At 63.3% G+C, this 25,635-nt stretch carries 25 protein-coding genes; 8 read left to right on the forward strand and 17 right to left on the reverse strand.

Going from position 1 to position 25,635, the window contains the following annotated elements; genetic code table 11:
* Window positions 1-59: 59 nt before the first annotated feature.
* A complete protein-coding gene (locus QQL79_RS11115) occupies window positions 60-635 on the forward strand; it encodes a DUF998 domain-containing protein (protein WP_284390777.1) in 576 nt (191 codons plus the stop codon).
* A 274-nt stretch (window positions 636-909) separates the two neighbouring features.
* The gene (locus QQL79_RS11120) at window positions 910-2,208 is read left to right on the forward strand and encodes a TCR/Tet family MFS transporter (protein WP_348523180.1); all 1,299 of its coding nucleotides are present in this window, start codon (window positions 910-912) and stop codon (window positions 2,206-2,208) included.
* 93 nt (window positions 2,209-2,301) lie between these two features.
* On the opposite strand, the gene QQL79_RS11125 is transcribed toward QQL79_RS11120, so the two are convergent.
* The 3 genes from QQL79_RS11125 to QQL79_RS11135 all read right to left on the reverse strand — a co-directional run bounded on the left by QQL79_RS11125 (window position 2,302) and on the right by QQL79_RS11135 (window position 5,240).
* A complete protein-coding gene (locus tag QQL79_RS11125) occupies window positions 2,302-3,564 on the reverse strand; it encodes an Hsp70 family protein (protein WP_284390781.1) in 1,263 nt (420 codons plus the stop codon).
* Between the two features lie 476 nt (window positions 3,565-4,040).
* On the reverse strand, window positions 4,041-4,691 hold the full coding sequence (locus tag QQL79_RS11130) for a diguanylate cyclase domain-containing protein (RefSeq protein ID WP_284390782.1): 651 nt from the start codon (window positions 4,689-4,691) through the stop codon (window positions 4,041-4,043).
* Between the two features lie 93 nt (window positions 4,692-4,784).
* Window positions 4,785-5,240, reverse strand: a complete 456-nt coding sequence (locus QQL79_RS11135) for a YcgN family cysteine cluster protein (protein ID WP_284390784.1) — start codon at window positions 5,238-5,240, stop codon at window positions 4,785-4,787.
* Window positions 5,241-5,377: 137 nt separating this feature from the next.
* On the opposite strand from QQL79_RS11135, the gene QQL79_RS11140 reads away from it, so the two are divergent.
* Complete coding sequence (locus tag QQL79_RS11140; RefSeq protein ID WP_284390785.1) at window positions 5,378-7,540, forward strand: transglycosylase domain-containing protein; 2,163 nt, start codon at window positions 5,378-5,380, stop codon at window positions 7,538-7,540.
* A 176-nt stretch (window positions 7,541-7,716) separates the two neighbouring features.
* Here the strand turns inward: QQL79_RS11140 and QQL79_RS11145 are convergent, their stop codons facing one another.
* Window positions 7,717-8,253: a glyoxalase superfamily protein gene (locus QQL79_RS11145; RefSeq protein WP_284390787.1), complete on the reverse strand. Its 537-nt coding sequence runs from the start codon at window positions 8,251-8,253 to the stop codon at window positions 7,717-7,719.
* 276 nt (window positions 8,254-8,529) lie between these two features.
* On the opposite strand from QQL79_RS11145, the gene QQL79_RS11150 reads away from it, so the two are divergent.
* Window positions 8,530-9,105 (forward strand): DUF1214 domain-containing protein, encoded by a 576-nt coding sequence (locus tag QQL79_RS11150; protein ID WP_284390789.1) that lies wholly within the window; start codon window positions 8,530-8,532, stop codon window positions 9,103-9,105.
* The gene (locus tag QQL79_RS11155) at window positions 9,102-9,662 is read left to right on the forward strand and encodes a DUF1254 domain-containing protein (RefSeq protein WP_284390791.1); all 561 of its coding nucleotides are present in this window, start codon (window positions 9,102-9,104) and stop codon (window positions 9,660-9,662) included. Before QQL79_RS11150 ends, QQL79_RS11155 begins: the two co-directional genes overlap by 4 nt.
* Before the next feature lie 268 nt (window positions 9,663-9,930).
* Here the strand turns inward: QQL79_RS11155 and chrA are convergent, their stop codons facing one another.
* On the reverse strand, window positions 9,931-11,154 hold the full coding sequence (chrA, locus tag QQL79_RS11160; RefSeq protein WP_370461209.1) for a chromate efflux transporter: 1,224 nt from the start codon (window positions 11,152-11,154) through the stop codon (window positions 9,931-9,933).
* A 9-nt stretch (window positions 11,155-11,163) separates the two neighbouring features.
* Window positions 11,164-11,994, reverse strand: coding sequence for a hypothetical protein (locus tag QQL79_RS11165; RefSeq protein ID WP_284390794.1), 831 nt, complete (start codon window positions 11,992-11,994; stop codon window positions 11,164-11,166).
* Between the two features lie 377 nt (window positions 11,995-12,371).
* Here QQL79_RS11165 and QQL79_RS11170 point away from each other — a divergent pair, with 377 nt between their 5' ends.
* Window positions 12,372-13,511, forward strand: coding sequence for a DUF2336 domain-containing protein (locus QQL79_RS11170; protein ID WP_284390796.1), 1,140 nt, complete (start codon window positions 12,372-12,374; stop codon window positions 13,509-13,511).
* A 21-nt stretch (window positions 13,512-13,532) separates the two neighbouring features.
* Here the strand turns inward: QQL79_RS11170 and QQL79_RS11175 are convergent, their stop codons facing one another.
* Genes QQL79_RS11175 through QQL79_RS11185 form a run of 3 tightly spaced genes read right to left on the reverse strand, consistent with a single transcriptional unit; the run spans window position 13,533 to window position 16,821 of the window.
* Entirely contained in the window at window positions 13,533-13,883 is a 351-nt protein-coding gene (locus QQL79_RS11175; protein WP_284390798.1) for a DUF1491 family protein, read from the reverse strand.
* On the reverse strand, window positions 13,883-15,049 hold the full coding sequence (locus QQL79_RS11180) for a peptidoglycan-binding domain-containing protein (protein WP_284390801.1): 1,167 nt from the start codon (window positions 15,047-15,049) through the stop codon (window positions 13,883-13,885). The genes QQL79_RS11175 and QQL79_RS11180 overlap by 1 nt, the downstream gene beginning before the upstream one ends.
* Window positions 15,046-16,821, reverse strand: coding sequence for a PAS domain-containing sensor histidine kinase (locus QQL79_RS11185; RefSeq protein WP_284390803.1), 1,776 nt, complete (start codon window positions 16,819-16,821; stop codon window positions 15,046-15,048). The genes QQL79_RS11180 and QQL79_RS11185 overlap by 4 nt, the downstream gene beginning before the upstream one ends.
* A 364-nt stretch (window positions 16,822-17,185) precedes the next feature.
* Between QQL79_RS11185 and QQL79_RS11190 the strand changes: the two genes are divergently transcribed.
* Window positions 17,186-17,479 carry a hypothetical protein gene (locus QQL79_RS11190; protein WP_284390805.1) on the forward strand — a complete coding sequence of 98 codons (294 nt, stop codon included), beginning with the start codon at window positions 17,186-17,188 and terminating at the stop codon, window positions 17,477-17,479.
* A 146-nt stretch (window positions 17,480-17,625) separates the two neighbouring features.
* The gene (locus tag QQL79_RS11195; protein WP_284390808.1) at window positions 17,626-18,051 is read left to right on the forward strand and encodes a SufE family protein; all 426 of its coding nucleotides are present in this window, start codon (window positions 17,626-17,628) and stop codon (window positions 18,049-18,051) included.
* Between the two features lie 133 nt (window positions 18,052-18,184).
* On the opposite strand, the gene QQL79_RS11200 is transcribed toward QQL79_RS11195, so the two are convergent.
* The 8 genes from QQL79_RS11200 to QQL79_RS11235 form a co-directional block, all read right to left on the reverse strand.
* Window positions 18,185-18,685, reverse strand: coding sequence for a DUF6456 domain-containing protein (locus tag QQL79_RS11200; RefSeq protein WP_284390809.1), 501 nt, complete (start codon window positions 18,683-18,685; stop codon window positions 18,185-18,187).
* Window positions 18,672-19,058, reverse strand: coding sequence for a helix-turn-helix domain-containing protein (locus tag QQL79_RS11205; protein ID WP_284390811.1), 387 nt, complete (start codon window positions 19,056-19,058; stop codon window positions 18,672-18,674). Before QQL79_RS11205 ends, QQL79_RS11200 begins: the two co-directional genes overlap by 14 nt.
* A gap of 173 nt (window positions 19,059-19,231) precedes the next feature.
* Window positions 19,232-20,140: an ABC transporter ATP-binding protein gene (locus QQL79_RS11210; RefSeq protein WP_284390813.1), complete on the reverse strand. Its 909-nt coding sequence runs from the start codon at window positions 20,138-20,140 to the stop codon at window positions 19,232-19,234.
* Window positions 20,137-20,952 carry an ABC transporter ATP-binding protein gene (locus QQL79_RS11215; RefSeq protein ID WP_284390817.1) on the reverse strand — a complete coding sequence of 272 codons (816 nt, stop codon included), beginning with the start codon at window positions 20,950-20,952 and terminating at the stop codon, window positions 20,137-20,139. The genes QQL79_RS11210 and QQL79_RS11215 overlap by 4 nt, the downstream gene beginning before the upstream one ends.
* Window positions 20,949-21,839 (reverse strand): ABC transporter permease, encoded by an 891-nt coding sequence (locus QQL79_RS11220; RefSeq protein ID WP_284390818.1) that lies wholly within the window; start codon window positions 21,837-21,839, stop codon window positions 20,949-20,951. The genes QQL79_RS11215 and QQL79_RS11220 overlap by 4 nt, the downstream gene beginning before the upstream one ends.
* A gap of 3 nt (window positions 21,840-21,842) precedes the next feature.
* Complete coding sequence (locus tag QQL79_RS11225; RefSeq protein ID WP_284390821.1) at window positions 21,843-22,820, reverse strand: ABC transporter permease; 978 nt, start codon at window positions 22,818-22,820, stop codon at window positions 21,843-21,845.
* 77 nt (window positions 22,821-22,897) lie between these two features.
* A complete protein-coding gene (locus QQL79_RS11230) occupies window positions 22,898-24,556 on the reverse strand; it encodes an ABC transporter substrate-binding protein (RefSeq protein WP_284390822.1) in 1,659 nt (552 codons plus the stop codon).
* Window positions 24,557-24,595: 39 nt separating this feature from the next.
* The gene (locus QQL79_RS11235) at window positions 24,596-25,621 is read right to left on the reverse strand and encodes a glycoside hydrolase family 3 N-terminal domain-containing protein (protein ID WP_284390824.1); all 1,026 of its coding nucleotides are present in this window, start codon (window positions 25,619-25,621) and stop codon (window positions 24,596-24,598) included.
* Window positions 25,622-25,635 lie beyond the last annotated feature (14 nt).

A 25,635-nucleotide genomic window follows, 5' to 3' on the forward strand; every position in this document is an offset into this window, starting at 1 on the left:
CCGGTATTGTCGCTTGCGGTCAACCCGGTTGTGGTTCGGCCGTTGAGGCGGATTTTGTCATGGCAATATTGTATTTGCTGGCCGCGCTGCTTTACTTGGCGGTGCTGGTTCTCTTCGGGCTCCTGCACGTCCGGGGCGGCTACAGCCCGATCCGGCACGCCGTCAGCGACTATGGCGTCGGGCCGACCCGGTCGCTATTCGCGGCCTATGCGTCGGCGGGTATTGTCGCCGCGCTCCTTCTTGGGGCTGCCATATTGGCAGGCGGGCAATTCCCGGTCCGCGGCGGCCTATACCTGTTGGCCATGGCCGCGTTCAGGCTCGGCGTGCTTGCCTTCCCGACCGATATCGAGGGCGAGCGGCTGACGCGCAACGGAAAGCTGCACTATGGCTTTGCCATTGCGAGCTTCGCGCTGACCTATATGGCCATCGACGTCCTGCACCCCATCGCCCTGCCCCTTGTCGCCGATTGGGCGCGCTGGGTGCTGAGCGGATTGCGCTGGGCCGTCACATTGTCGCTGGGTGGCGTCGTGATCTGTCTGATCCCGGCCCTGCGCCGGGTTTTTGGCTTGTTTGAACGGATCTACCTGCTGTCGACCGCGCTCTGGCTCGGGATACTGGCCTCGGCCATGGCGTGAGGCAGCATGGCCGGCGCCCTGCCGGGCTGAGGCTTGGTTGCCCCACTTTTCCGACCATGCCTGAACTATAGCGGGCCAGCGTGACGCGGGATAAGTTGGATAGGTCAGCGCAAACCTGACCGGTCAAAAAGCGCTTGCTGCCGCCGCATTCGGGGCGTAAGAAACCGCCGTCGCGAAAAGCGACCGCTTTCCCATGATCCGCCAACGGCGTGAGTAAACAGGTGGACGAATTGTCGTCCAGGCGGTCAAGCACACGCCACCATGCCCATCCGGCATGGCGGCCAGCGTCTCCAAACAGAACCAATCCCGCCTGACCCGTCAGGCACAACCGCGAGCTGTCGGCGCCTCACGCCGCAGGCTTGCGCCGGAGCGTGCTATGAACAAACCACTCACTGTTATCTTCACCGCCATCATTCTGGACGCCGTTGGCATCGGCCTCATCTTCCCCATCCTGCCCTCGCTGCTGGCAGAGGTGACCCACACCGAAAACGTGGCGCCCTTTATCGGCATCATGACCGCGCTTTATGCGATCATGCAGTTCATCTTCGCGCCGGTGCTCGGTTCGCTGAGCGACCGGCTGGGGCGCCGTCCCGTGCTGCTGATTTCCCTGGCCGGCGCGGCCATCAACTACCTCTTCCTCGCCTTTGCGCCCAATCTCTGGCTGCTGCTGCTCGGCCGTGCCATTGCTGGCCTCACCAGCGCCAATATTTCGGTGGCCATGGCCTATATCACCGACATTACCCCCGAAGCGAAGCGCGCCCGCCGCTTCGGTCTCTTCAACGCCATGTTCGGCATCGGCTTCATCATCGGCCCCGTGCTGGGCGGTGCCCTGGGCGATTATTGGCTACGCCTGCCCTTCATCGCCGCGGCGGCGCTCAATACCTGCAATCTCCTGCTGGCCTTCTTCGTGCTGCCCGAGTCGCGTACGCCCTCCTACGAGAAGATCGATCTGGCCGCCCTCAATCCCCTGCGCCCGCTGCGCTGGGTTTGGTCGATGAAGAGCCTTCTGCCCATCGTCTTCATCTTTTTCGTCTTCAGCGCGTCCGGGGAAGCCTATGGCACCAGCTGGGCCCTCTGGGGCAGCGACACCTTTGGCTGGAACGGGCTGTGGGTCGGCCTCTCGCTGGGCGCCTATGGCCTCTGCCAGACGCTGGCCCAGGCCTTCCTGCCCGGTCCGGCCGTAAAGCTCTTGGGCGAACGGGCCGCCATTCTCACCGGCATTGCCAGTGTCTGCGTCGCCCTCACAATCATGGCCTTTGCCAACCAGGCCTGGATGGTCTTTGCCATCATGCCCATCTTCGCCCTGGGCGGCATTGGCGTGCCGGCGCTGCAATCGCTGGCCACCAGGCAAGTCGATGAAAGCCAGCAGGGCCAGTTCCAGGGCGTATTGGCCTCGGCCGTAAGCCTTGCCTCGATTGCCGCCCCGCTCGGCTTTTCCAGCTTCTATTTCGTGGTCAGAGCGCAATGGCCCGGCGCCATCTGGCTCTCGGTCGTCGCGGTCTACGCCATCGGCGCGGTGCTGGTTCTCGGGCTACAGCTCAAGCAGCCTGCCTCTTTGGCGGAGGCGGGCTGACCAGGGCGTTCACCCAAGACTCACACCACCCACAATGTCATTCCGGCGCAGGCCGGGATGACACCGCGGTTTTGAAGGCGGCCAGAGCCTCCCTCAAGCCATCCCAAACTTTCGTGTCGCATCCAGCGCCAGCCCCAGCCCGACACTGCCCAGCACGTCGGTCCGCACCACGTCCGAGGCCGGAAACAACGCGCTCAGGCGGCTGGCAATGGCCGGCACCTGGGTCGAACCACCCGTCAGGATCAGGCTATCGATATCCCCCGCACCGACCCCTGCCCGCCGCAATGCCTCTTCAACCGTTGATTCAATACGCGCCACCGAATTCTCCAATGCCGCCGTCAAATCCTTGATTGTCATGGTGGTTTGCAATTGGCTCTCGCGCACCGGAAAACCGAACGCCGTTTCCTCCGCATCGGACAATTCGATCTTGGCCGCCTCGACCGCCCCCACCAGGCGGTGGCCCAGCCGGTCCTCGATCAGCTCGATCATGATCCCGACCTTATCGGCCTCCCGCGCTTCCCGGCGCGTGCCCCGCAGGTCGCGCAGTGTCTGCGCAGTGTAGAGCCGGTTGATGCGATGCCAGGTGGAGAGATCGTAATAGGGCGCCACCGGCAGGTAGCGCTTGCCGTCTCGGGTCTGGCTCCCCAGCCCGAGTTCGGGCATGACCTTGGCCATGGACAGCAACCGGTCGAAATCGGTGCCGCCCACATGCACGCCCGCCGTAGAGAGAATATCGCCGGCCCGATCCGCCGATTTCGCCCTGAGCGGGGAAACCCGCACCACCGAAAAGTCAGACGTGCCGCCCCCCAGGTCGACGATCAGCGCCAGCCGTTCATCGGTCACCTGCCGCTCATAATCAAGCGCTGCGGCAATCGGCTCATATTGAAATTCGACATGGGCAAAGTTTTGCCGCCGCACCGCCAGTTCGAGCTGTCGCTGCGCCTCGGCATCGGCCTCCGGATCGTCATCGACGAAATGCACTGGCCGCCCGACCACCACGGCATCCAGCGGCATGCCGGCCTCGGCCTCGCCCCGCGCCTTGAGCCCGGCGACAAAAATCCCCAGAATGTCGTCGAAGCGGTAGGCCCGCGCGCCAACCCTTATGCCGTCATCGAACAGGGCCGTACCAAGCACGCTTTTGAGCGACCGCAGCAGCCGGCCATCGGCCCCGGCCACATATTCAGCCAAAGCCGCCCGCCCAAAATAGATGACACGATCCTCGAAGCTGAAAAACAGCACGCTGGGCATGGTGGGCCGGCCATCTTCCAGCGGCAACAGGCGCGGCACGCCATCGGCGCCAACAAAACCCATGGTCGAATTGGACGTGCCGAAATCAAGGCCACAGGAAATGGTCATTGGAGCTGTCCGTCATGAGGGGGTGCGCCAGCGGCAGCGCGAGGGGACGGCCCTCTTAAAGGGTCATGGCCACCCACGCAAGCGCGGGCAGCGTTCCACCCCGGGAATGCTGCGGTCCCCCGACCACCCACCACGTCATTCCCGCGCAGGCGGGAATCCATTCTTCACCGCAATGACATGTGTGCGGATCGCGTCCACCCACCGCCGCTTTCCTCGGGCTTGACCCGAGGACCTCCCACCACTCGTGCCATGTTGCGAGTGGCCCTCGGGTCAAGCCCGAGGGAAACGCGGTGAGTGGGACGGTTAAACACTGCACCACCGCGATGTCATTCCGGCGCAGGCCGGAATCCATGCTGTGCCCTCTCCCCACACTGGATGGCGCTGATGGCCTTCAACATGGATCCCGGCCTGCGCCGGGATGACACCGCGTTTATGAATGCGTCCAGAGTAAAATCCGCCTGGAGAGGTACCCGCCCTCAAGCCGCGCGCTTACGCTCCTGCGCCGGACGCAGATCGGTGATTTCCAGCCGCCCCATGCCCTTGCGCTGCGCCCTTTTCAGCGCCTCGGCGCCCGCCTCGAAGAACTTGCGGTCATAGCCGCCATCCGGATTGACCACGGCAAGCCCGATACTCACCGTCACCGTCCCGGCATGGCTTTCCTTATGCGCCAGTCCCTGGCTGCGAACCGCCTTGAATATCGTCTGCGCCAGCGCCTTGGCCATCAGCACGGGAGCGTCCGGCAAGGCCACCACGAAGGTCGCCCGCCCCAGCCGCAGGCAGGTGTCGTCGTCATGGGGCAGCGCATCGGCAATGGTCTGCATGACGGTCATCACGCAATCATCGGTCGCGCCCTTGCCATAGGCATTGAAATATTCGCGATAGCGGTCGATCTCGATGACAAGCAGGCTCATCGAGACCCGCCCCTCCGCCGATCGATCCCACGCCGTGATCAGCTCTTCCTCGATCCGCGCGCCCAGCTTGGGCCGCACACCGATCTGGCGCGCTATGGCAGCCTGCCCATAAGCCGGCCCCCGCTCCTGCCGCACCGGCCGCAAAGCCCCCAGCGCCAGGCGCACCCGGGTCCAGAAATGATCGGAATTATCCTTGGCAATCGCGGCATCGGTCATGGCGGCCCTGTCCCCTGCAACAGCGGAGCGATCAGGCCACAACATGGTTAACCAGGGGTTAATACTTATGGTTAACCGAGTATTGCCAAAACTTTAAAGCCGCTCCGGCGGTTCCCATTCGGGCCAATCCACCGCGTGTTCTTCCCAGGTGTCAGGTTCGACTTCGGTTTCGAGGAAGGTTCGGCCCGCGACCGAGACGCCGACATCGATCACCGTTTGCGGATCGCCCGAGACCAGCGGGTGCCACCAGGCCAGGCCCTTGCCCTCAGCGATGCGGCGATAGGCGCAGGTGGTGGGGATCCACTTGATCTCGGTCACATTCTGCGGCGTCAGCTTGATGCAGTCGGGCACCTTGGCCTGCCGGCCGGGATAGTCCGTGCAGGTGCAGCTATCCCCGTCGAGCAGCCGGCAGCGCACATCGGAGGTGATGAGGATGCCGGTATCCTCGTCCTCAAGCTTGATCAGGCAACAACGGCCGCAGCCGTCGCAGAGGGCTTCCCACTCCGCCTCGGTCATCTGCTCAAGCGTTTTTTCTTCCCAAAAGGCCATCTTAACCTGACTTGTGGCACGCTGTTGCCGGTTCGCTCCTATGCGCCATTATTGGCAATCATATTCCAGCGATTAAGTTGCATTCCGCCCGCCGGCCAGACAATTGTCCGCCACAGGGCAGAAGGGGACGCTCAGCGGTGCAGGATCCGTTCTACACGAAAGACAAGCGGCGCAGGAAGTCGTCCTTCCTGGCGGCCGATGCGTGGCTGGATTCCTCGCTTTACGACTTCTGGCAGGCGCTGGGCCGCGGTTGGACCAAGTACCAGGACATCATGTCGGTGTTCCGCGTCAGCGGTATCAAGCGTTTCTTCGTCGAAATTTTGTCCGATGCCTTTACCTTCGGCGCCATCGGCGCGGTGCTGATGACGGCGCTGGCCCTGCCCGCCTTCGACGCCACCGCTTCGGGCGAGTATAACAAGGCGGAAAACTACTCGGTCGTCTTCCTCGATCGTTTCGGCACCGAGATCGGCCGCCGCGGCATCCGTTCGGACGATTCCGTCGCCCTCAAGGACATGCCCGATTACCTGGTCAAGGCCACGCTCGCCACCGAGGACCGGCGCTTCTACGATCATTTCGGCATCGACGTGGTGGGCACGCTGCGCGCGCTGATGAGCAACGCTTCAGGCGACGCCTCCACCCAGGGCGGCTCCTCGATCACCCAGCAGCTGGCCAAGAACCTCTTCCTTTCCTCGGAACGCACCATCGAGCGTAAGATCATCGAGGCCTTCCTCGCGGTCTGGCTCGAATGGCATTATTCCAAGGACGAAATCCTCAAGCTCTATTTCGACCGCGCCTATATGGGCGGCGGCAATTTCGGCGTGGTGGCCGCGGCCGACTACTATTTCGGCAAGAAGGTGCAGGACATTAACCTGGCCGAAGCGGCCATGCTCTCGGGCCTGTTCAAGGCCCCCACCCGCTATGCCCCCCATGTCGACCTCGCCGCCGCCCGCGGCCGGGCCAATCTCGTGCTCTCCAATATGGTCGCCGCCGGCTTCCTCACCGAAGGCCAGGTCACCGCCGCCCGCCGCCATCCAGCCACCCCGGTCGATCGCACGGCCGATGCCAATTCGCCGAATTACTTCCTCGATTGGGCGTTCGAGGAATCCAAGAAGATCATCGAAACCACCCGCCACGCCTCCAACAATTTCGTCGTCCGCACCACGATCGACACCACGCTGCAGAAATATGCCGAGGAGGCCGTCACCTCCACCGTGCGCGAAAATGGCGAGCAATATGATGTGTCGCAGGCCGCCATGGTGGTCACCGATACCGGCGGGGCCGTGCGCGCCATGGTGGGTGGCACCGATTATGGCAAGAGCCAGTTCAACCGCGCCATCGTCTCCACCCGCCAGCCCGGCTCGGCCTTCAAGGTCTTCGTCTATGCCGAAGCCATGGAGCAGCTCGGCCTCAAGCCAACCGATACCATTACCGACCGCCCGGTCTGCATCGGCGACTGGTGTCCGCAGAATTACGGCCGCAATTACAAGGGCACGGTGACGCTGCAAAGCGCCCTGGCCCAATCGCTCAATACTGTGGCGGTGACCCTCTCGATCAAGACCGGCCGCGATCCCATCGCCGCGCTCAGCCATCGCATGGGCCTGCGCGCCGACTACCCTGTTACCCGCTCGCTGGCGCTGGGCGTCGCCTCGGTCTCCGTGCTCGATATGGCCTCGTCCTATGCGGTGCTCGCCAATGACGGGCTCAAGACCCCGGCCTATGGCATTACCCGCATGTCGACGCTCAATGGCGAACTGGTCTACGAGGCCGATATCGATGCGCCCCGCGAGCGCCTGCTCAGCGAAACCACGGTGGCCGGCATGAATGCCATGCTGCGCGGCGTGGTCACCGGCGGCACCGGCCGCCGCGCCGATGTGCCCGGCGTTCCCGTCGTCGGCAAATCGGGCACGACCTCGTCCTATCGCGATGCCTGGTTCTGCGGCTTCACCGGCAATTACGTGGCCGCCGTTTGGTTCGGCAATGACGACTACCATCCCACCAAGACCCTGACGGGGGGCACCCTGCCCGCCATGGCCTGGCAGAAATTCATGGCCTATGCCCATACCAATATCGATATCAAGCCGGTCTTCGGCGTCGATTTCGTGCCCACCCAGACCGTCGTGGCCGAAGCCGATCCCGCCGAGGCGGAAGAGCCGGTCGCCGAACGCCCACCCAGCCTGACGCCCGGCGCCGCCCGCAAACTGCTCGACCTGGCCGGCCTGTTCCAGGGCGAATTGCGCGCCACCACGCCCATCACCGACCAAGCCCGTGCCGCCCTGCCAGGGTCAAGCGCGGGGCTTTAGGGCGGCCCTGCGCGGAAATGACATTGTGGCTGGACGAACGTCGCCTCACACAGTCGCCTTCCTCGGGCTTGACCCGAGGATCATCCGCCACTTGCGCCGTGTTGAGAGTGACCCTCGGGTCAAGCCCGAGGGAGGCGGCGGTAGGGAGGTGAGTCTTCAGCAGGGGCAGTCGACCCCTACCCCTTCAGCTCCATAAACCGGATGCGGTTATTGAACGGATCGATCACGGTCACTTCGAGCCGCGTGCCCTCATCCTCAAGCCCCGGCTTCATATAGCGATAGTTCTTGCCGCTGAGCTCGGCGTGAAAGGCCCGTATCCCCGTCATATAGACCACCATATTGCCGCCCGGCGTGGCGTCGCCCGAATGTTCGGACAGATGCAGCCGCAGCCCGCCGCGCGAAATCTGCGTATAGAGCGGGAATTGCTCGCCATAGCGATGTTCCCAATCCACCGAGAAGCCAAGAAAGCCGAGATAGAATTCGTGCGCCTTGGGCACATCGAAGATGCGCACGATGGGCACGGCCTGCTCGAAGGCGATGGCATCGGGCTTTTCGGCATTCTCGATTTTTGCCGACAGGATATTCCAGCTGGCCAGCCCAAGCTGGCGCGCCACGATCTCCAGTGCCTGGCTATGGCTGATGGTAACGTTATTGTTGGCGAGTTCGTCCCGCATGGCCTTGGCCATGGCTTTGGCATCGCGATAGTCGCGCATGATCGTTCCTTCGTCCCGGCGAAACTCTGGTCAGTGCCCGCATTGCCGACGTCTTCGCCTGACGGTGAAACGTCCAGGAAGCCTGGTGGGAGGCGTTCGCCATGTCCTTGCGGACGCGAGCTGCCGGCCGCCTCTGGCCGTATCAAAAAACTAGAGGGCCACATGCAGTTTGTCCAGAGCGTGGGGCAGCGGCCGGATGGGGCAATTCACCCTTTCTCCACCATGGCGTGGTTGATATAGCCTAGGTCCCCCGCCCGCCATCGAGGCCCGCTCTTATTGCGTTTCGTCATCCACCTTCTGCTGATGGTTTGCGTTGCCCTGGCTATCGGCTTCGGCCTGTCCTGGTATGCGCTGACCGATGGACGCCTGTTCGGCGGCGCGCAGATCGGGGCCTGGAGCGCCTGGCCCGATGTCGGCTCGGCCCAGCCCAATCCCTATACCCGCGGCCATCTTGCCCGCGAGGCCGCTTTGCAGCTTGGTCTCAGCGAGGGCATCCAATTCACCGCCACCGCCGATGATTCCGGCCAGGCGCTGACCCGCGACTGCACCTATCGCATAACGGGCGCGACCCCGCTCGCCACCTTCTGGACGCTCGTCGCCCTCGATAGCGCCGGGGTCAATGTCGCGGCCTCCGACGGCCAGGCCGCCATCCGCTCCGACAGTCTGGCGCGGGCCAATGACGGCTCGATCCAGCTCAATATCGGCACCAGCCTCATGCCCGGCAACTGGCTGGAACTCACCGGCACCGGCGCGTTCAACCTGGTTTTGACGCTCTACGACACCACTGTTTTCTCCGGCCTCAACGGCAGCACCAATGCCATGCCCGCTATCGAGCGGGAGGGCTGCCCATGATCCGCACTCTGATCTGGCTCATGGCCGGCGCCGTGCTGGGCGGCATCATCCACATCCTGGTGATCCTCACCCTGCCCATGCTCGCCAAGGAGACCGTCTGGACCCGTATCGAAGCGCTCGAAGCGGACAATCGCATGGTCGTGCTGCCCCGGATCGAGCCGGGCCAGCCCAATCCGCTGCGGCTTGATCCGGACCTTGCCTATGCGGTGTGCCAGGTCGATCTCAGCCAGGGTCCGGCCTATATGAGCGGCATCATGCCCGACGCCTTCTGGTCGGTCGCCATTTTCAATCAGGCCGGCATCGTCACCTATTCCACCACCAATCGCGACGGCATCGGCCAAACCCTGGAATTGGGCATTTTCAACGCGGCCCAGACGCGGCTCCTGGCCCAGCAGCAGCTCGACATCGCCGAGGGCCTGCTGGTGGTCGAGGCAGCCAGCGACAAACTCTTCGTCCTCGTCCGCCTCGCCCCACCCCACCAGGCCATGCGCGCCCGGTTCGAGGAGGCCCTGGCCAATGTGGATTGCGGCACGCGGGGCGAACCAATTACTCCGTGAGTGCGGGGCACTATCCTCTCATCCGCCACCCCACCGTCGCCTTCCTCGGGCTTGACCCGAGGACCTCTCGCCACCCATGCCGTGCTGCGAAAGACCCTCGGGTCAAGCCCGAGGGAAGCGCGGTGGGTGTGAAGGGAACAAGGCACGCACCCCTCAATGTCATTCCCGCGAAAGCGGGAACCTCCGTTTTCTTTCTCCAACATCCCGAAACAGAGGTCCCCGCTTTCGCGGGGATGACATGGTGGGTTGGGCTGAACGCACCGCGCGGCTAATACCCCACCGCCCCCAGCACCCCGCCGGCCACGGCCAACGCCACCACCACCGACCATGGCGGCGCTTTCCACACCATCAGCAGCACGAAGCCCGCCACCGCCAGCACCAGATCGACCGGCCGCACAATCGCGCTCACCCATACCGGGTCATAGAGCGCCGCGCCCAAAATCCCCACCACGGCGGCATTGGCTCCGCGCATTCCCGCTTGTGCCAAAGGCCGGGCCCGCACCGCATCCCAGAAGGGCAGCGTGCCCACCAGCAGCAGGAAGCCCGGCAGAAAGATCGCCACCAGCGCAATGGCCGCTCCCAGCACCCCATTGGGCGCCGGTGCGCTCACTGCCCCCAGAAACGCGGCAAAGGTGAATAATGGCCCCGGCACGGCCTGCGCCGCGCCATAGCCGATCAGAAACTGGTCCTTGGCCACCCAGCCATTGCCGACCACTTCGGCGTCGAGCAACGGCAACACCACATGCCCGCCGCCAAAAACCAGCGATCCGGCCCGATAAAATGCGTCGAACAGATTGAGCCCCTGCGCGCCGACGACGCTTGCCAGCAGCGGCAGGCCGAACAGCAGCACACCGAAAACCACCAGCAGCGCCGCACCCAATCGCTTGCTGATGCCGAATGACAATACGGCATGCGTCGCCGCCAGGTCGCCGCGACACCATACCAGCCCCGCCAGAACCCCGAGCGCGATGGCCACCACCTGCCCCAGCGCCCCAGCCAGCAACATCGTCACGGCCAGGCCCAATACGGCAATTGCCGAACGCTGCCGGTCCGGGGCCAGGCTCCGCGCCATGCCCCATACGGCCTGCGCCACCACGGCAACTGCCACGATCTTGAGCCCATGCAGCACGCCCTGCGCCACCGGCCCTTCCAGCGCCCCTGCCCCCAGGGCCAGCGCCACCAGCAATATGGCCGATGGCAATGTAAAGGCGGCCCAGGCCGCCAGCGCGCCCAGCGGTCCGCCGCGCCACAGGCCCAGTGCGAAACCGACCTGGCTGGAGGCTGGTCCCGGCAGGAACTGGCAGAGCGCCACGAGATCGGCATAGCCCTGTTCGTCGATCCAGCGCCGGCGGCTCACCAATTCGTCGCGGAAATAGCCAAGATGGGCAATCGGGCCGCCGAAGGAGGTCAGGCCAAGTTTGAGAAAGGCCAGGAAGACCTCGCCGGGCGTGCCTTTGGGGGCGCTGGTTGCTTCAGTCAAGGAAGATCCCACCTGGTCGGATTATTTGGGCAGCACGACCTCCCGGTCGATCACCTGCGTCTCGTAACGTGACGGTATGACAACATCGTTACGCCGCCCAGCGCTGCCACCATCGCCACAGAAATCATGGCGATTGGCCCGGTCCACATAGCCCGACATGCGCCGCAGCGCCTCGTCCACGGCCAGCGATTGCTCATGGGGCGTTTCCACCAGCAGATGGTCGAGCGCATAATTATAGGACTGGTAGCGATAATTCAGCGCCCGCACGAACCAGGCGATGTGAATATCGTTTTCGGCCTTGCGATTGGCCACGTTGCGCGCCTCATCCGGCCCCAGCCCGCTGAGATTGGCCAGGGCAATACCGCGCTGCCGGTCCACCTCCACCACTTCGCAGATCGATTTGAACGTGCCGGGCACGGTATCCATATCGGCCGCGATATGGCGCCCCACCGTCGCATAGCGGACGCGCGAGGACTGATATTGTGTCGTCCTGAGCCAGTTGTAGTAACGGTCCACCGTGAAATTGCGGTCCACCTCCGGCAGGATGCGCGTGCGCTGCCACTCCACCGCCGTATCGTAGAACCAGTCCTTGGCATGGGCCGCGATGAGGAAGCGCCAGACGCGGTTATGCATCTCGTCTTCCTGGTCGGTCTGGTTGAAATCGGAATAGGGTTCCTTGCGCTGGCGCGCGAGCCAGCCGCCAACGGCAGGCATGGCCGTATCATGGGTAAAGCTGGGCGCGGCCCGGCCGAAATCACCGACCGGCCGTGCGCCACCGGTGCATCCGGCTACCGGGCCTGCGAGCAGCACAAAACCAGCGGCCCGCAGCACCGCGCCGAACCTGTCAGCCACGCTTGCGCTTCGGCCGTGACGGGGCGAGCCGCTTGTCAGGCACAGACGGTGTCCCGCGCTCATAACGCACCCCGGTAAAAATGAATATCTGCGCACCGCCGCTTTGCCTCTTCGCGGTACCGGGCGCCTTCTCACGCAGATTGAATTTGACGAGCTTTCCCAAGCTTGCCTCCAGCGGTTTGCCCCTTCGTTCCTACCGAAGGCAGCACTCATAGGACCAATCAGTCACGCGACGCCGCTCGCGCTGTCATTCGTACGTGAATCTTTTCACGCCTACGCATTAAGAGATCGTCAAGGTTAACAGTCTGCTAACGAATCGACGGCAAGAGTGAAGGCGCATCGAATGTGATGCGAATGCGAGTCGATGGTCCCCGGATATGCTTGGTTTTCAGCCCTACGAGACGTTTCAGCTGCTTATCGAGACAGGCGGTGTCGACCGGACCAATACGCTGCTGATCGCGGCCTGTGACGCCTATACCCGCCGTGGCAAGCCCACGCCTCCCGAAATGGAACAGTTCGAGGCCCTCGCCAGCCGCCTGTTCCCCACCGCCGCGCCCAATGCCCGGGCCAAGGGCGCCGCCATTCTGGGCCGCGCCGAAGTACTCTCGCCGGTGCTCGAACGCCTTGTCGTCGACAATATCGGCGACGACCTCAACAGCTTCCTGCAATCGGCGGCGACGCTGTCCGATCAGACGGCGCTTGAGATCATCGCTCGCGATGATGTCCCTGCCGCCGCAATCGTGGCCACTCGCGCCGACCTCTCCAATGTGGTGCTGGCCAAGCTGTTCCAGCTCAATTCACGCAAGGTCTACCGCGCTCTCGCCGCCAATACCGCCATCCAGCCGCGCGGTGCCTATCTCAGCGCCCTCGCCCGTTCCGCCCAGATGGATCACATGGTCGCCGAATCGCTGGCCCAGCGCGACGATTTCGATGCGGCCCTTCTGGCACCGGCATTCTTCGATCTTTCCGATAATGACCGGGTCAAGGTCATCAGGGCCTTTGCCGACCGCGACACCCCGGTCGCCCCGATCAGCAAGACCCTGGAACAGCTCACCGTAGCCAGTGCCGACCTCACCAAGGCGCTGATGAAGCTTTTTTCCGAGAACCGCCGCCCCGAGGTCACTCGCCTGCTCAGCCAGATTACCGGGCTCGACGAAGTCCGGTGTGGGCAGATCGCCCATGACGTCACCGGCGCCTCGCTCTTCGTCATCCTGCGCGCCTTTGGCTGCTCGGCCTATGATGGGCTCAAGGTCCTGATCCACGCCACCAGCCACGACAGCGACCGCTCCCAGGCGCTGGCCGATTTCGCCACGCTTTTTGGCAATGTGGCGCCTCAATCCATGGCCTATCTGATGAGTGCCTGGCGCGGCGAAGTAAACCTGCTCGAGCTCAACAAGCCCGAATACAAGCCCTTCACCGAAACCAGCCGCCGCACGCCGCTGGCGCCGGCACACAATCCGGTGGTCGACCAGGCCATCGAAGCCCTCGCCCGCATCGGCCTGCGCCGGGCGGGGTAATACGTGCGGTGTGATTGATCCTTAAATCCGCGACCCCGCATCCAGCTCGATCCCGGGGTCTTCTCCTCGCAGATCAAGGCTGAGCACCCAGAGGTCCGGGTCGAACTCGATTTCCTGTGCAATGCGGTCCCGCACCTTGCCCGGCTCCACACGCCTGAACCGCCGCTGAAACACCAGCGCCGCGTCATTGCCTTCCCGCCCCGCCATGGGTGCGGGCGTAAACAGGCTGACCGTGCCATCGAGATGATCAACCTCGATGAACACCTGCCCGGCTATGGGATCGCCCCGTCGGGACACCACGCACATATTGCCCAGATCATTGTGGCGGCGCACGAAGGCGCTGCACCACAGATCGCTGCGAAGCGAGGCCACTAGATGGTCGCGCCGGCGTCCCGCAGCAGCCCGACGAGGTCGGGGTTCACCTGCCCGGTCACGCGATAGCTGTGAAAGTTCTCGAATTCACGGATCGCCTTGGCGGTAGCATCGCCCGGCTTGCCGTCGATCGGAGCGTGATAAAAGCCCAGGCTCGCCAGACCGCGCTGGATTTGGCTGATCAGCTGGCTGTCGTTGGCGGGCTGCACGGGAGCAACGGCCTGCACTGGCGCGGCTTGGGGCTGAACAGCCGTGACGGGCCGGGGCGCCGCCATGGGCTCGAGCGAAGCCACTTGCACCGGGGCCGGCATAGGCTGATTGGTCGGCATCATCGGCAGGGCCGGAATGGGCTGCGTTTGTGCAGGGCGGCCATCGACCGCCGCAACGATGGAATCGATGGTCTGGGCGGCCGCATTGCCCACCGTATCCACCGCATCGTCGATCGGCGAGAGAGGCGGCAATTGTGCAACCACACGGTCAGGCTGGGCCGCTGGCTGAACCGGGGCAGCCTGCACCGCGACCTGCGGCACGGGCGCCGGTGGCGTTACCGGCTGGGGTGCGGGAGCCGCCGCCTGGCGCTGCGCGGCCGGAACCATGCCAGCTGCATCGGCGCGCAAAATGGCGTCGACCACTGCCCGGCTCATGGCGCCCGTCGGCACCATGCCATTACGCTCCTCGAAGGCCCTGATCGCCCGAGCCGTCCGGGGCCCGTAATAGCCATCTACCGCACCGTCGAAAAGACCCAGCTCGGTCAGCTTTTTCTGTACTTCGAAGGCATCTTTGTTGCCCACCGGCGCGTCCGGAATCGGCTGGGCCAGCGGCGCCACGCTACCGGTCGTCTCATTGGTCACTGGCGTTGCAACAACCGTCTGCCGCACCGGGGTCGGTGCAATTGCGGGAGCCGCCGCGGGCGCTTCCACAGGCGTAGGAACGATATCGGCAACAACGGCCGTGGGCGTAAAAAGCGGCGCCGGGTGGCGGCTGGTCTGGAAATAGAGCGCGTTGCTCGCGGCAAGCGCCGTCATCGTCACCATGGCCAGCAGGCCGGTGGATGCCAGGGGTGCGCGCATATAGCGCGAGATTGCCCAGCTACCAGCGCGACCGAGAGAGGCCGCAGCGGCGCTGCCCGCCAGCAGGGGCAGGCGGGAAAGGGTCGTTGCCGTCATTGCGCTTTTCTTTTTTCGTCGGGCCATGAATTGATTGGAGCGGCGGCAGGCTCTTTATGGAGGGGCGTTACGATGGCAGTTTCCTCCGTCTTTATTGCTGGACCGTTTATGGGCAGCAAAACAGTGACGGTTGTCCCCGCGCCAATCTCAGACATGGCCCGCAACGTGCCATCATGCAAGTCCACCAGGCCCTTGACGATGGAAAGTCCCAGCCCCGTGCCCTCATACTGACGTGAGAGCCCGTCCTGCGCCTGGAAGAAAGGTTCCCCGATCCGCTGCAGCGATTCGGGCGCCATGCCGATGCCCTTGTCGCTTACCGACAGGTTGAGGCTCTGCCCCTGCCGCTTGAGCGTCACCGTAACGGTGCCGCCGCGATTGCTGAACTTGATGGCGTTGGACAACAGGTTGAGCACGATCTGCCGGCAGGCACGCTCATCGGCTACCAGCATTGGCAGGCCCTTGCCCACTTCGGCGATCAGCGTCACGCCACGTTCCTTGGCCAATTGCTCGACCATGCTGAAGCATGGCTCGATCAGCCCTTCGACCTGGAACGGCTCGGCCTGCAGCTCGAACTTGCCCGCTTCGATCTTTGACATGTCGAGCAGCATCCGCACCACTTCGAGCAAGTGCTTGCCGCTCTGGTGGATCAGCCCGGCATATTCGCGATGGGTCGGGGACAGTTCCCCGCCAATGCCCGAGGTCATCATTTCGGAAAAGCCCACCACGGCATTGAGCGGCGTGCGCAGCTCATGGCCGATCGTGGCGAGGAACCGCGATTTGGCATCCGAGGATTCCTCGGCGGCGCGGCGCGCTTCGGCCATGGCGGTCTCGTCGTCCTTGCGGCCGGTCACATCGCGATAGAGCGCCACCACTTCAAACCGCGCGCCGTCGCCCCGCGATTCGAGCACGGGCGAAAAACTGATCTCGACCCAGATGAAGCGCGGCACCCGCGTTGCTCCGGCCGGATCCTCCTGGCGCATGCGTACCTCGATGGTGCGGGTCCGCCCGGCGAGATTGGCATCGGCAAAGGCGCTGAGATAGGCCGGCCGGTCCAGCACATGGACGCGCTCGCCCAGCCCGGAGCCGGTCAGCTCATAGCGGCGGCAGCCGAAGAGATGCTCGGACGAGCGCGAGGCGAGCAGCACTTCACCGGTGCTGGAGAAGCGAATCACGGCGTCCTGCACATGTTCAATCAGGTGTCGGTAAGCGGTGACCTGCGCCTTGTCGTACACTTCATAAGCCGCGTTAATGCGGTTGGACGTGTGCCCGACAATCCCGACACAGCCCAGAAATGTCAGGATCGAGGTGGTCGTCAGCACGTCATTGGGTACCGCAATCGCCGGCATGCCGAACGTAGTCGCAAGCGCGGCGAGCCCGATAATGGCCGCCAGCAGCCACCAGGCCTGGCGCCGCAGCGGGCGGCGGGCGATCAGGGAGGCGAGAATCGGTCCCATCGAGGCGACAGCCATGCCGACATCGGCAAAACGCGCATCGGCAAGCGTCAGCAGCAGCCCCATAGCCATGATGGCGATCACCTGCCCGGCGGCCGCTTCGTCGAACAATTGGCGCTGGTGCAACGCCAGCGTCGCCATGCCGCCGGCAAGGCCCATGGCTGCCAGCATGAAGGGCAGCAGCGTGCCGGTCACCAGGCAGTAGATTGCGAAGGGCATCAACAGCGCGGAAGCGAAAATCGCCAAGCGTGCATTATTGGCCAGCGTCTTGCGGCGCAGCACTTCGGGCCGATGCCCGGAGCCGGCAACGGCCAGTCTCATCTCTTTGCTTTCGCCGAAAGAGAACAGGCTACGCATACAGTTTTTACTCACACTCTGACGCCGCCGGGGCATACGGGGACAAGACAGGAAACGCGTCTTATCTGCCTGAATGGGTTCAGGTCTTGTTGTGCTCAACCTGCGCGCTCAAGAGCTAAGACAGCCTTAAGCGCGCCGCCTCGAGCGAGGCGCCGGAGCCAATGGAAGGCGGGTTTTGAGGATTAGCGTAAACAAGGTGTTGCCCGGTTTTACCGGCAGAGCGCGATTTGATTCAAATTTTATCGAAATGTCCCAGCACAGTTTAAATAATGCCGCCTAGATTTGCCGCTGAGGGCTGCGATTGCCCCGGCAAATATGGACTTTGGCAATGTTACTGGTGCGATCCATCTTCTGGCTGACCCTGGCCTATATCGTGATCAAGCCCGGCGTCGATCTGGCCGACACTGCCACTGCGCTTTCCAATCAGGCTGTCGCCACCGGCACGCGCGTCGTCGCCGAGCAGGTGCAGAATATCGAGTGCGACACTCTCCAATGCCTTGGCGGCAAGGCCGTGCTCTCTGCCGCCATGCAATCTGGTTCCGCGATCGGCACCCCCATGCATGAGACGCCGATCGCCAGCCCGGTCCCCTTTCCAAGGCCAAGGCCGGACCGGGCAGGTTAAGAGCCGTCCAGAAGGGCGCTCTTACCCTCTTCCAAGGCCGCCTCGCATCTCCTGGGACCAAATCGCAGGCGCGTTGCCCGTGCTTGCGGCTTTTTCTTGCGTCTGCAGGTGTGGAAATGCGGGCAGGCATGAACTAGATACAGGCCATGACCGAGCCCCAAGCCTTCCAGGACATTGCCGAAAACCTGTCGTTCCTCGACGATTGGGAAGATCGCTACCGCTATATCATCGAGCTGGGTCAAGCCCTGCCCAAGCTCACCGAGGCGGAACGGTCGCCCGAGAACAAGGTGCATGGCTGCGTCTCGCAGGTATGGCTGGCGGCGCAGACCGCGGAACGCGATGGCCAGACCATCCTCTCCTATCGCGGCGAAAGCGATGCGATGATCGTGCAGGGTCTGGTCGCGGTACTCCTGGCGCTCTATTCGGGCCGCCCCGCCGGAGAAATCGCCGAAACCGACGCCATTGCGCTGTTCGACAAGCTGGGCCTGCGCGAGCACCTCACCACCCAGCGTTCCAATGGCCTGGTCGCCATGGTCAATCGCATCCGCGGCGAGGCCAAGGCGCTGCGCTGAGCCTCCTTCTTCCCCTCGCCCCTCGAGGGAGAGGGGCAGAACATTCTGCGTTCAGCAGAATGTTCAGGGTGAGGGGTTCTACGATCGCCCATTCTTCGATGCCCGCTCCCCCAGCGGGGCCTTCGTTGTTCGATTAGTGTTCTTGCTCCGCAATCAACGGCAACCGCTCCTCCAGCCACCCCGTCTGCCGCACCACCTCCGGCCCTTCAGCACCGGCCGACAGCCCCAAAACCCCCGCCAATTGCTCCAGCCCAATCCGTAGCACCAGCTTGGCGCTACGACGGGGCCAACGCCGTTCCGTCTCGATCAATTGCAATCCCTTGCCCAACCCACACACGTCGAACACCACACCCCAACAATCGGCCGGCAATGCCGCTGCGATCCGGTTGAGCCGCTGGCGGGCATCGGCTGCCGAATCGGAGGTCTCGCCCACCCCATTGCCGCCATTGCGGCCGATGCGAGTGGCATCGTAGCTCATGGTGATGCGCGGGCCGAGGCGCGAGCGCTCGACCAGTTTTGCCAGCCGGTTTGCTGCGGCGACATGGTGCGGCGCGAGAAATGCAGGGCCGTCGGCCTCGCGGCTGGCCGCCAGTCGGGACAATACCGCATCGTCCAGCTGTTCAATGGCCGGCATGGCGCGGCTCCCAATGGGGCAGAGCATGCTGATCGTCGATCTTTTGCTCAAGCCGGGTAACGAAGGCGTCGAATTCAGGGTCTTCGCGGAGATCCTCGATCAAGGCGCAGGCATATGAGACTGTTGTCCTATCCCGCCCGAAGGCCTGGCCCACCTCGCTCAGGCTGCGCCCCAGCATGACATGGGCAAGATACATGGCCAATTGCCGGGCTCGAGCGGCAGCGGCCCGGCAGCGGGAACTATGCATAAGCAGCCGTATCGGCACATTCTTTTCGCGCGCCACCAGCGCCGCAACATCATCGCAAGCCCAGGGCCGCGCTGCGGCCGGTGCGCCTTGCACTGCCTGCGCGATTGGGTAATAACTGGATTGCACTTTTGGCCTCCGTCGCAATCAAGGAATTTATTCCTACACATTGCGACGAAGAAATCCAGCCGGGGATAAGTCGGATAAGTTTATGCGGAATGAGGCTTGGCGCGTTCAGGGCACGATTTTGCCCACCCACCAGCCCAGCACCTCCCCCACAAGGGGAGGTCAGATCGAGGTCCCTACCCCGCAATCGGCCGAATAAAATGCCCCGGCCCAACCTCATGCACATTGGCCTGCGGCACGGCGGACAGCCGCCGGATATTCTCAACATCGGCCAATTCGGCATTGTAGCTGGACTGCGCGAACCGCACATCCGGGTCAGGCACGGCCGACAGCAGCAGCCGCGTATAGGGGTGCTGGGGATCGGTGAGCACGCTTTCGGTCGGCCCCCATTCCACGATCTGGCCGGCATACATCACGATAATGTCCTCGGCCACATAGCGGGCGGTGGCGATATCGTGGGTGATGTAGAGCAGCGCCAGCCCCAGCGAGCGCTTCATCTCGTTGAGCAGGTTCAAAATGCCAAGCCGCACCGATACGTCCAGCATGGACGTTGGCTCATCGGCCACGATGACTTCCGGCCCCACGGCCAGAGCCCGGGCAATGCTGATGCGCTGGCGCTGGCCGCCGGACAATTCATGCGGAAACTTGGCCGCGACAATGGCCGGATCGAGCTTGACCCGTTCCAGCAATTCAGCAATGGCGACCCTGCGCCGCGCCGCATCCAGTTCCTTCTGATGCAGCCGCAATGGCCGCTCCAGATGGTATTGAACCGTGTGGGCCGGATTGAGCGCCGAGAACGGGTCCTGAAAGATCATCTGCACCGCCCGTCGATAGGCGGAAAGCGACCCAACGGCGCTACCGCCCACGGGCTGGCCGCGGAACAGCAATTGCCCCTGGTCGGGCTGGTATTCGCGCATGATCAGGCGGGCGCAGGTGGTCTTGCCGCTGCCCGATTCGCCCACCAGGGCCAGTGTGCGGCCGGCGTTGAGGGCAAAGGACACTGAGCGGGCGGCATAGACGGGGTTGCCGGTCTTGCCGAAGACCTTGGAGACATTGTCGAGCGCTAGGATAGGGGTCTCGGTCATGGCGCGGTCTCCTGCCTGATCTGTTCGCCATGCAGCCGGGGCATCGAGGCCCAGAGCTTGCGAGTATAATCGTGCTTTGGCGCGGCATAGATCTCCTGCGCCGCATTGACCTCCACCAGCTTGCCTTCGAGCATCACCCCGATCCGGTCGCAGACCTGCACCATCAGCCCCAGATCGTGGGTGATGAACAGCACGGAGAACCCGAACTCCACCCGCAGCTTGTCGATGCGCTGCAGGATTTCGCGCTGCACCACCACGTCGAGCGCGGTGGTGGGCTCATCCATGATCAGCAGCTTGGGATTGAGCGCCAGGCAGATGGCAATGACGATGCGCTGCCGCATGCCGCCCGAGCATTGATGCGGATAGGACTTAAGCCGGTCGGGCGAGATATCGACAAGCTTCAGTAATTGCGCCGCCCGCTCGCGCGCCTGCTTGCGGTTCATGCCGAGATGGGTATGGAGCACATCGTAGAACTGTGTCTCGATGGTCAGCACCGGATTGAGCGAGTTCATGGCGCTCTGGAACACCATGGCCACTTCGCTCCAGCGGAACTTGCGCAATTGCTCCTTGTCGAGATCGAGCACATCACGGCCTTCGAGCAAAATCTGCCCCGAGCGGATCAGCGCCGGCGGACGATGCAACCGGCTGATGGCAAAGGCGATGGTGCTCTTGCCGCAGCCCGATTCCCCGGCCAGGCCGAAGAATTCGCCAGGGGCGATATCGAAGCTCACATCGTCCACGGCGCGGAAATCGCTGCTCTCCCCGATATAGTCGATGGAGAGGTTCTTGACCGACAGAACGGGCATGCTCATAGCCGCCCCTCCCCGGCCCGGACCAGGCCCGTCCAGCGCCCCAGCCGTCCGCTGGTGCGCAGGCGCGGATTGGCGATCTCGTCGATGGCAAAGTTGATCAAGGCCAGCCCCAGGCCCAGCAGCGCCAGCGCGATACAGGGGGAGAGCAGGTCCCACCAGGCGCCGACGGACAGGGCCGAAGCGTTCTGCGCATTGTAGAGCATGATGCCCCAGGACACCGTATTGGGGTCGCCCAGCCCGAGAAATTCCAGCGTCGCCTCGGTAATCACCGCAAAGATGACGCTGCCGATGAAATTGATGCCGACGATGGAAATCAGATTTGGGAAGATTTCAAACGCCATGATGCGCCAGGACGGTTCACCCAGCATTTCGGCCGATTTGACGAAGTCCTTCTGCCGGATCGATAGCGTTTCCGCCCGCGTCACCCGCACGCCCCAGGCCCATGAAGTCAGCCCCAGGATGATGGCGATCACCAGGGGGCTCGCCTGGCCGATAAAGGCGGCCAGCACCAGCAGCAGCGGCAGGTTGGGCACCACCAGCACCATATTGGTGAAGAAGTTGATGATCTCGTCGATCACCCCACCCTTATAGCCGGCGATGATGCCCAGCATCGTGCCGATGACCGTAATCATCAGCCCCGCGCCAAAGCCGACCGCCAGCGAAGTGCGCGCGCCATAGACAAGCTGGGTGAACACATCCCGGCCGACGCGGGTCGTGCCCAGCCAGTGGTCGGGCGATGGCGGCTGATGCGGCCGCCCCACCCGGGCGGACGGGGCATATTCGGTCAGCAGAGGCGCTGCCAGCGCCGCAACGATGATGAGCAGCAGGATGATCGCGCCGATCACCGCCTTGCGATTACCGAGCAGGCCCGAGAAAAGCTGTTTCATGGCTCAGGCCTTCTTGAGGCGCGGATCGAGCAGCACATAGCTCAGATCGACGATGAAATTGGAAACCAGCATAGCGCCGGTCATGATCAGCAATTGCCCCTGGATCACGGGGTAATCCCGCGCCAGGATGGCCTGATAGAGCACATTGCCCAGGCCCGGATAGTTGAACACCACCTCGGTCACCAGCGAGCCGCCCAGCACGGTGCCGATGGCGATGGCGAGGCTAGAAAAGGTTGGCAACAGGGCATTGCGCGCCGCGTACCACAGCATGACCCGGCTATCGGCCAGCCCCTTAGCGCGGCCCATGACGATATAGTCCTCGCCCAAAAGGTTGATCATATTGTTGCGCATCGTCACGGCAAAGCCGCCCACCAGCACGATGAACAGGGTCAGCATGGGCAACGTGCCGTGGCGGATGACGCTGCCGATATATTGCGCCGAGAAAGCCGGATCGAGCATGGGATCGGCGGCATAGCCGAAGGGGAACCAGCCCAGCTGGTAGCCGAACACGAAGAGCATGACGAGCGAGATGACCACAGCCGGCACCGAGCTCGAAAAGATCGCCGTCATCGAAACGATGGTGTCGAACCAGCTGCCGCGCTTCCAGGCCGCCAGCGCACCCAAGAGCGTGCCGCAGGTAAAGCTCAGAATGGTCGCCATCCCCATCAGGCCCACAGTCCAGACCAGCGCCCGCGCCAGCAATTCGGTGACCGGCAGCGGGAAATACTTGATCGAGAGCCCCAGATCGCCGGTGAACACGCTTTGCAGATAGGTCAGATATTGCTGCCAGAGCGGAGCTTCGATGAAGCCGAAGGTCAGCTTGAGCGCATTGAGATTTTCCAGCGACAGTTCCGAGCCGGCGCTGGCGAACATCATCTGGATGGGGTCGCCGGGCATGACGCGCGGCAGGAAGAAATTGATGGTCGCCGCTACGATGAAAGCGGCGAGGTAGAAAGCGAGGCGCCGCAGCAAGAAGATCATTTATCTATCCCTGGATGATGCGGCTCAGGCCACAGGACGATGGGCGTGGCCCGACCGGCCACGCCCAGTTGCGAGGATTATTGAACCGGCGTCAACGCCAGCAGGTGCAACAGGCGGCCTGGATTGACGTTGGTCACGGTCGGGATGACGAAGGGATTTTCGGCATTGGCCCAGCCGGTAAAGCGCTTGGTGCTGTACTGGTAGAAGGAAGGGCTGTTGTAGACCGGGATCATCGGCAGGTTTTCCCCAACGATCAACTGCGCCTTGTCCATCAGCGCGCGCTGCTCATCAGCCGACTTGGTCTGGGTGAACTGGTCGAGCAGCGGCATCAATTCGGGGTCGAACCAGCGCTGCGCTACAAAGCGGCTCTTGCCCTTGTCGGCGGGGTTGAAGGCGCGGACATAGGGGAAATAGGGCGATGCGGCGGCCGCCAGGGCGTTCATCGTCATCCCGTATTTGCCGTCGATCAGGTCGCTGGTCCAGACCGCCGCTTCGGGTGTGGCCATCCGTACATCGATCCCGGCGCCCTGCAGGCTTTCGAGCGAAATCTGTACCGCATCGATCCAGTCGGTCCAGCCATTGGGCACTTCGAGCGTGAAGGAGATCTTGGTGCCGTCCGGATTGTCGCGGAGGCCGTCGCCATCGGCATCGAGATAGCCATGCTCGTCGAGCAGTACCTCGGCCGCCTCGGGGTCGAATTTGGTGAACTGGCCGAATTGCTCGGCAACGGCCGGGTTGGCCCAGTCCTTGTAGAGCTCGCCCAAAATCGCCGGATCGTCGTTGACGATCGGATAGCCATAGCCGGCAATGTCAACGATCGCTTCGCGATCGATGAGCATGCTCAGTGCGCGCCGGAAATTGACGTCGGTAAAAGCCTTGCGATTGTTCTCGTCGGGTGTTTCGAGATTGACTGAGAACGAGACCAGGCTCGAAGGCGTATACCAGTAATGGTTGTGCTCAGGGTCCTTGGCGACAAAAGTATTGTCGATATCAGGCACGAAACTGGTCGCCCAATCGAGCGTACCCGCCGCCAAGGCCGCCAGCACCTGCGTGTTGTCTGCCAGTTGCGGCCAGCGCATGCAATCGACCTTGAGCGAGCCATTGTCCCAGTAATTGGGGTTGCGGCACTGGTCATAGACCTGCGGGGTAAACCGCACGATTTCGGTCAGCGGACCGCTGCCCACCGGGTTTTCATTAGCGAAGGTCACCGGATCGGCGATATCGGCCCAGATATGCTGGGGCACGATGGGCATTTGCACGATCTGGTAGGCGATCAGCGAATTGGGCTGCACCAGGGTAAACTTGACCGTGCGCTCATCCACCGCTTCGACGCTCTCGAACAGCGGCGAGACGCTGATGAAATCGAGCGCCGGGAATTTCTTGAGATAATCGTAGGTGAAAGCTACATCAGCGGAGGTCAGCGGCTCGCCATCGGACCATTTGAGGCCGTCGCGCAGCGTGAACGTAATCGACTTCAGATCATCGGCCAGCTCGAAGCTTTCCGCCAGCCGGAAGGCGGGCTCGTTGCCCTTGGCCCGGTTGAAAATCACCAACGGCTCATAGATGAAATCGAGCGTGGAATAGCGCGCCGAAGTCTGCCCGAAGGGGTTGAAATTGCGCACCCAGGTCGTGGTCGCCTCGGCATTGGCGGTCAGCACCACCTGCGCCGAAGCCGGCGCCACCGATAGCAGCATGGCGGCGGCAATCGCCGTGAGCGCCTGGCTCTTGAATGTCATGGAGTATCCCTCTTCGTTATATTTTGGACGGCGGCGCGGCTAGGCGATGCCGTTGGCAGCGAAAATGTCTTCGACCTCTGCGTGCAACGCCCTCACGTCGACACGCAAATTCCCCCGCTTGGCATTGGCGGCGGCAATGCGTTTCAGGCTTGCCTCGCTCAGCGGCCGTGCGGCGCGCACTGCTGCCTGGCTCGCGGCCAGATCGCCCTGGCTATGCAGGGCAATGTCATATCCGGCGTCGAGCGCGCGGGTCACCCGCTCCGCCCAGGTGCCGCTCAGCGCTTCCATGGTCAGGCAATCGGTGATCAGCACGCCATCGTAATTGAGGTCATCGCGGATGAGATCGCAGATTACGGGGGAAACCGAAGCCGGACGCTCGGCGTCGAAGGCGGTGAAAATCAGATGCGCCACCATGGCCCAGGGCGTATCGCTCAGCTGCATGAAGGGCACGAAATCGGTGCCCATCAGGTCTTCGCGCGAGGCATCGACCACGGGACAGGTGAAATGCGGATCGACCGTGACACGGCCATAGCCGGGAATATGCTTCATCACCGGGATTTCCCCGGTTTCGAGCATGCCCGCGATCACTTCGCGCCCCAGCGTGACGATAGTATCCGTATCGGCGCCGAAGGAGCGCTGCCCGATCACGTCATGCGTGCCCTTGAGCGCCATATCGACAACCGGCGTACAGCCGCTATCGATGGTCAGTTCGGCCATCATCGCGCCCATGGCCTGGGTCGACAGCCGCAAGGCTTTCCTACCGAGTTCGATGTCCTTTTGCGCCAGCGCCCCAAAGGCGCCGAAGCTGCGGAATAGCGGCCAGTTGCCGTTATTGAGCCGCTGCACGCGCCCGCCTTCCTGATCGATGAAGACCGCGGCATCCTCCCGGCCCACTGCCTCGCGGAATTGCGCCGCCAGCCGCAGGATCTGCTCGGGATTCTCCAGATTGCGCCGGAACAGGAACAGTCCATAGGGGTTGGTCTCGCGGAAAAACGCGATTTCGTCGGGGGACAATTCCAGCCCCGGCATGCCGACGAAGAGAGCGAGCGGTGTCGTGCTGGCCATTATTGTCTTCCCAT

Origin of the sequence: Devosia yakushimensis, assembly GCF_030159855.1 — a bacterium.
Taxonomy (GTDB): Bacteria; Pseudomonadota; Alphaproteobacteria; order Rhizobiales; family Devosiaceae; genus Devosia; species Devosia yakushimensis.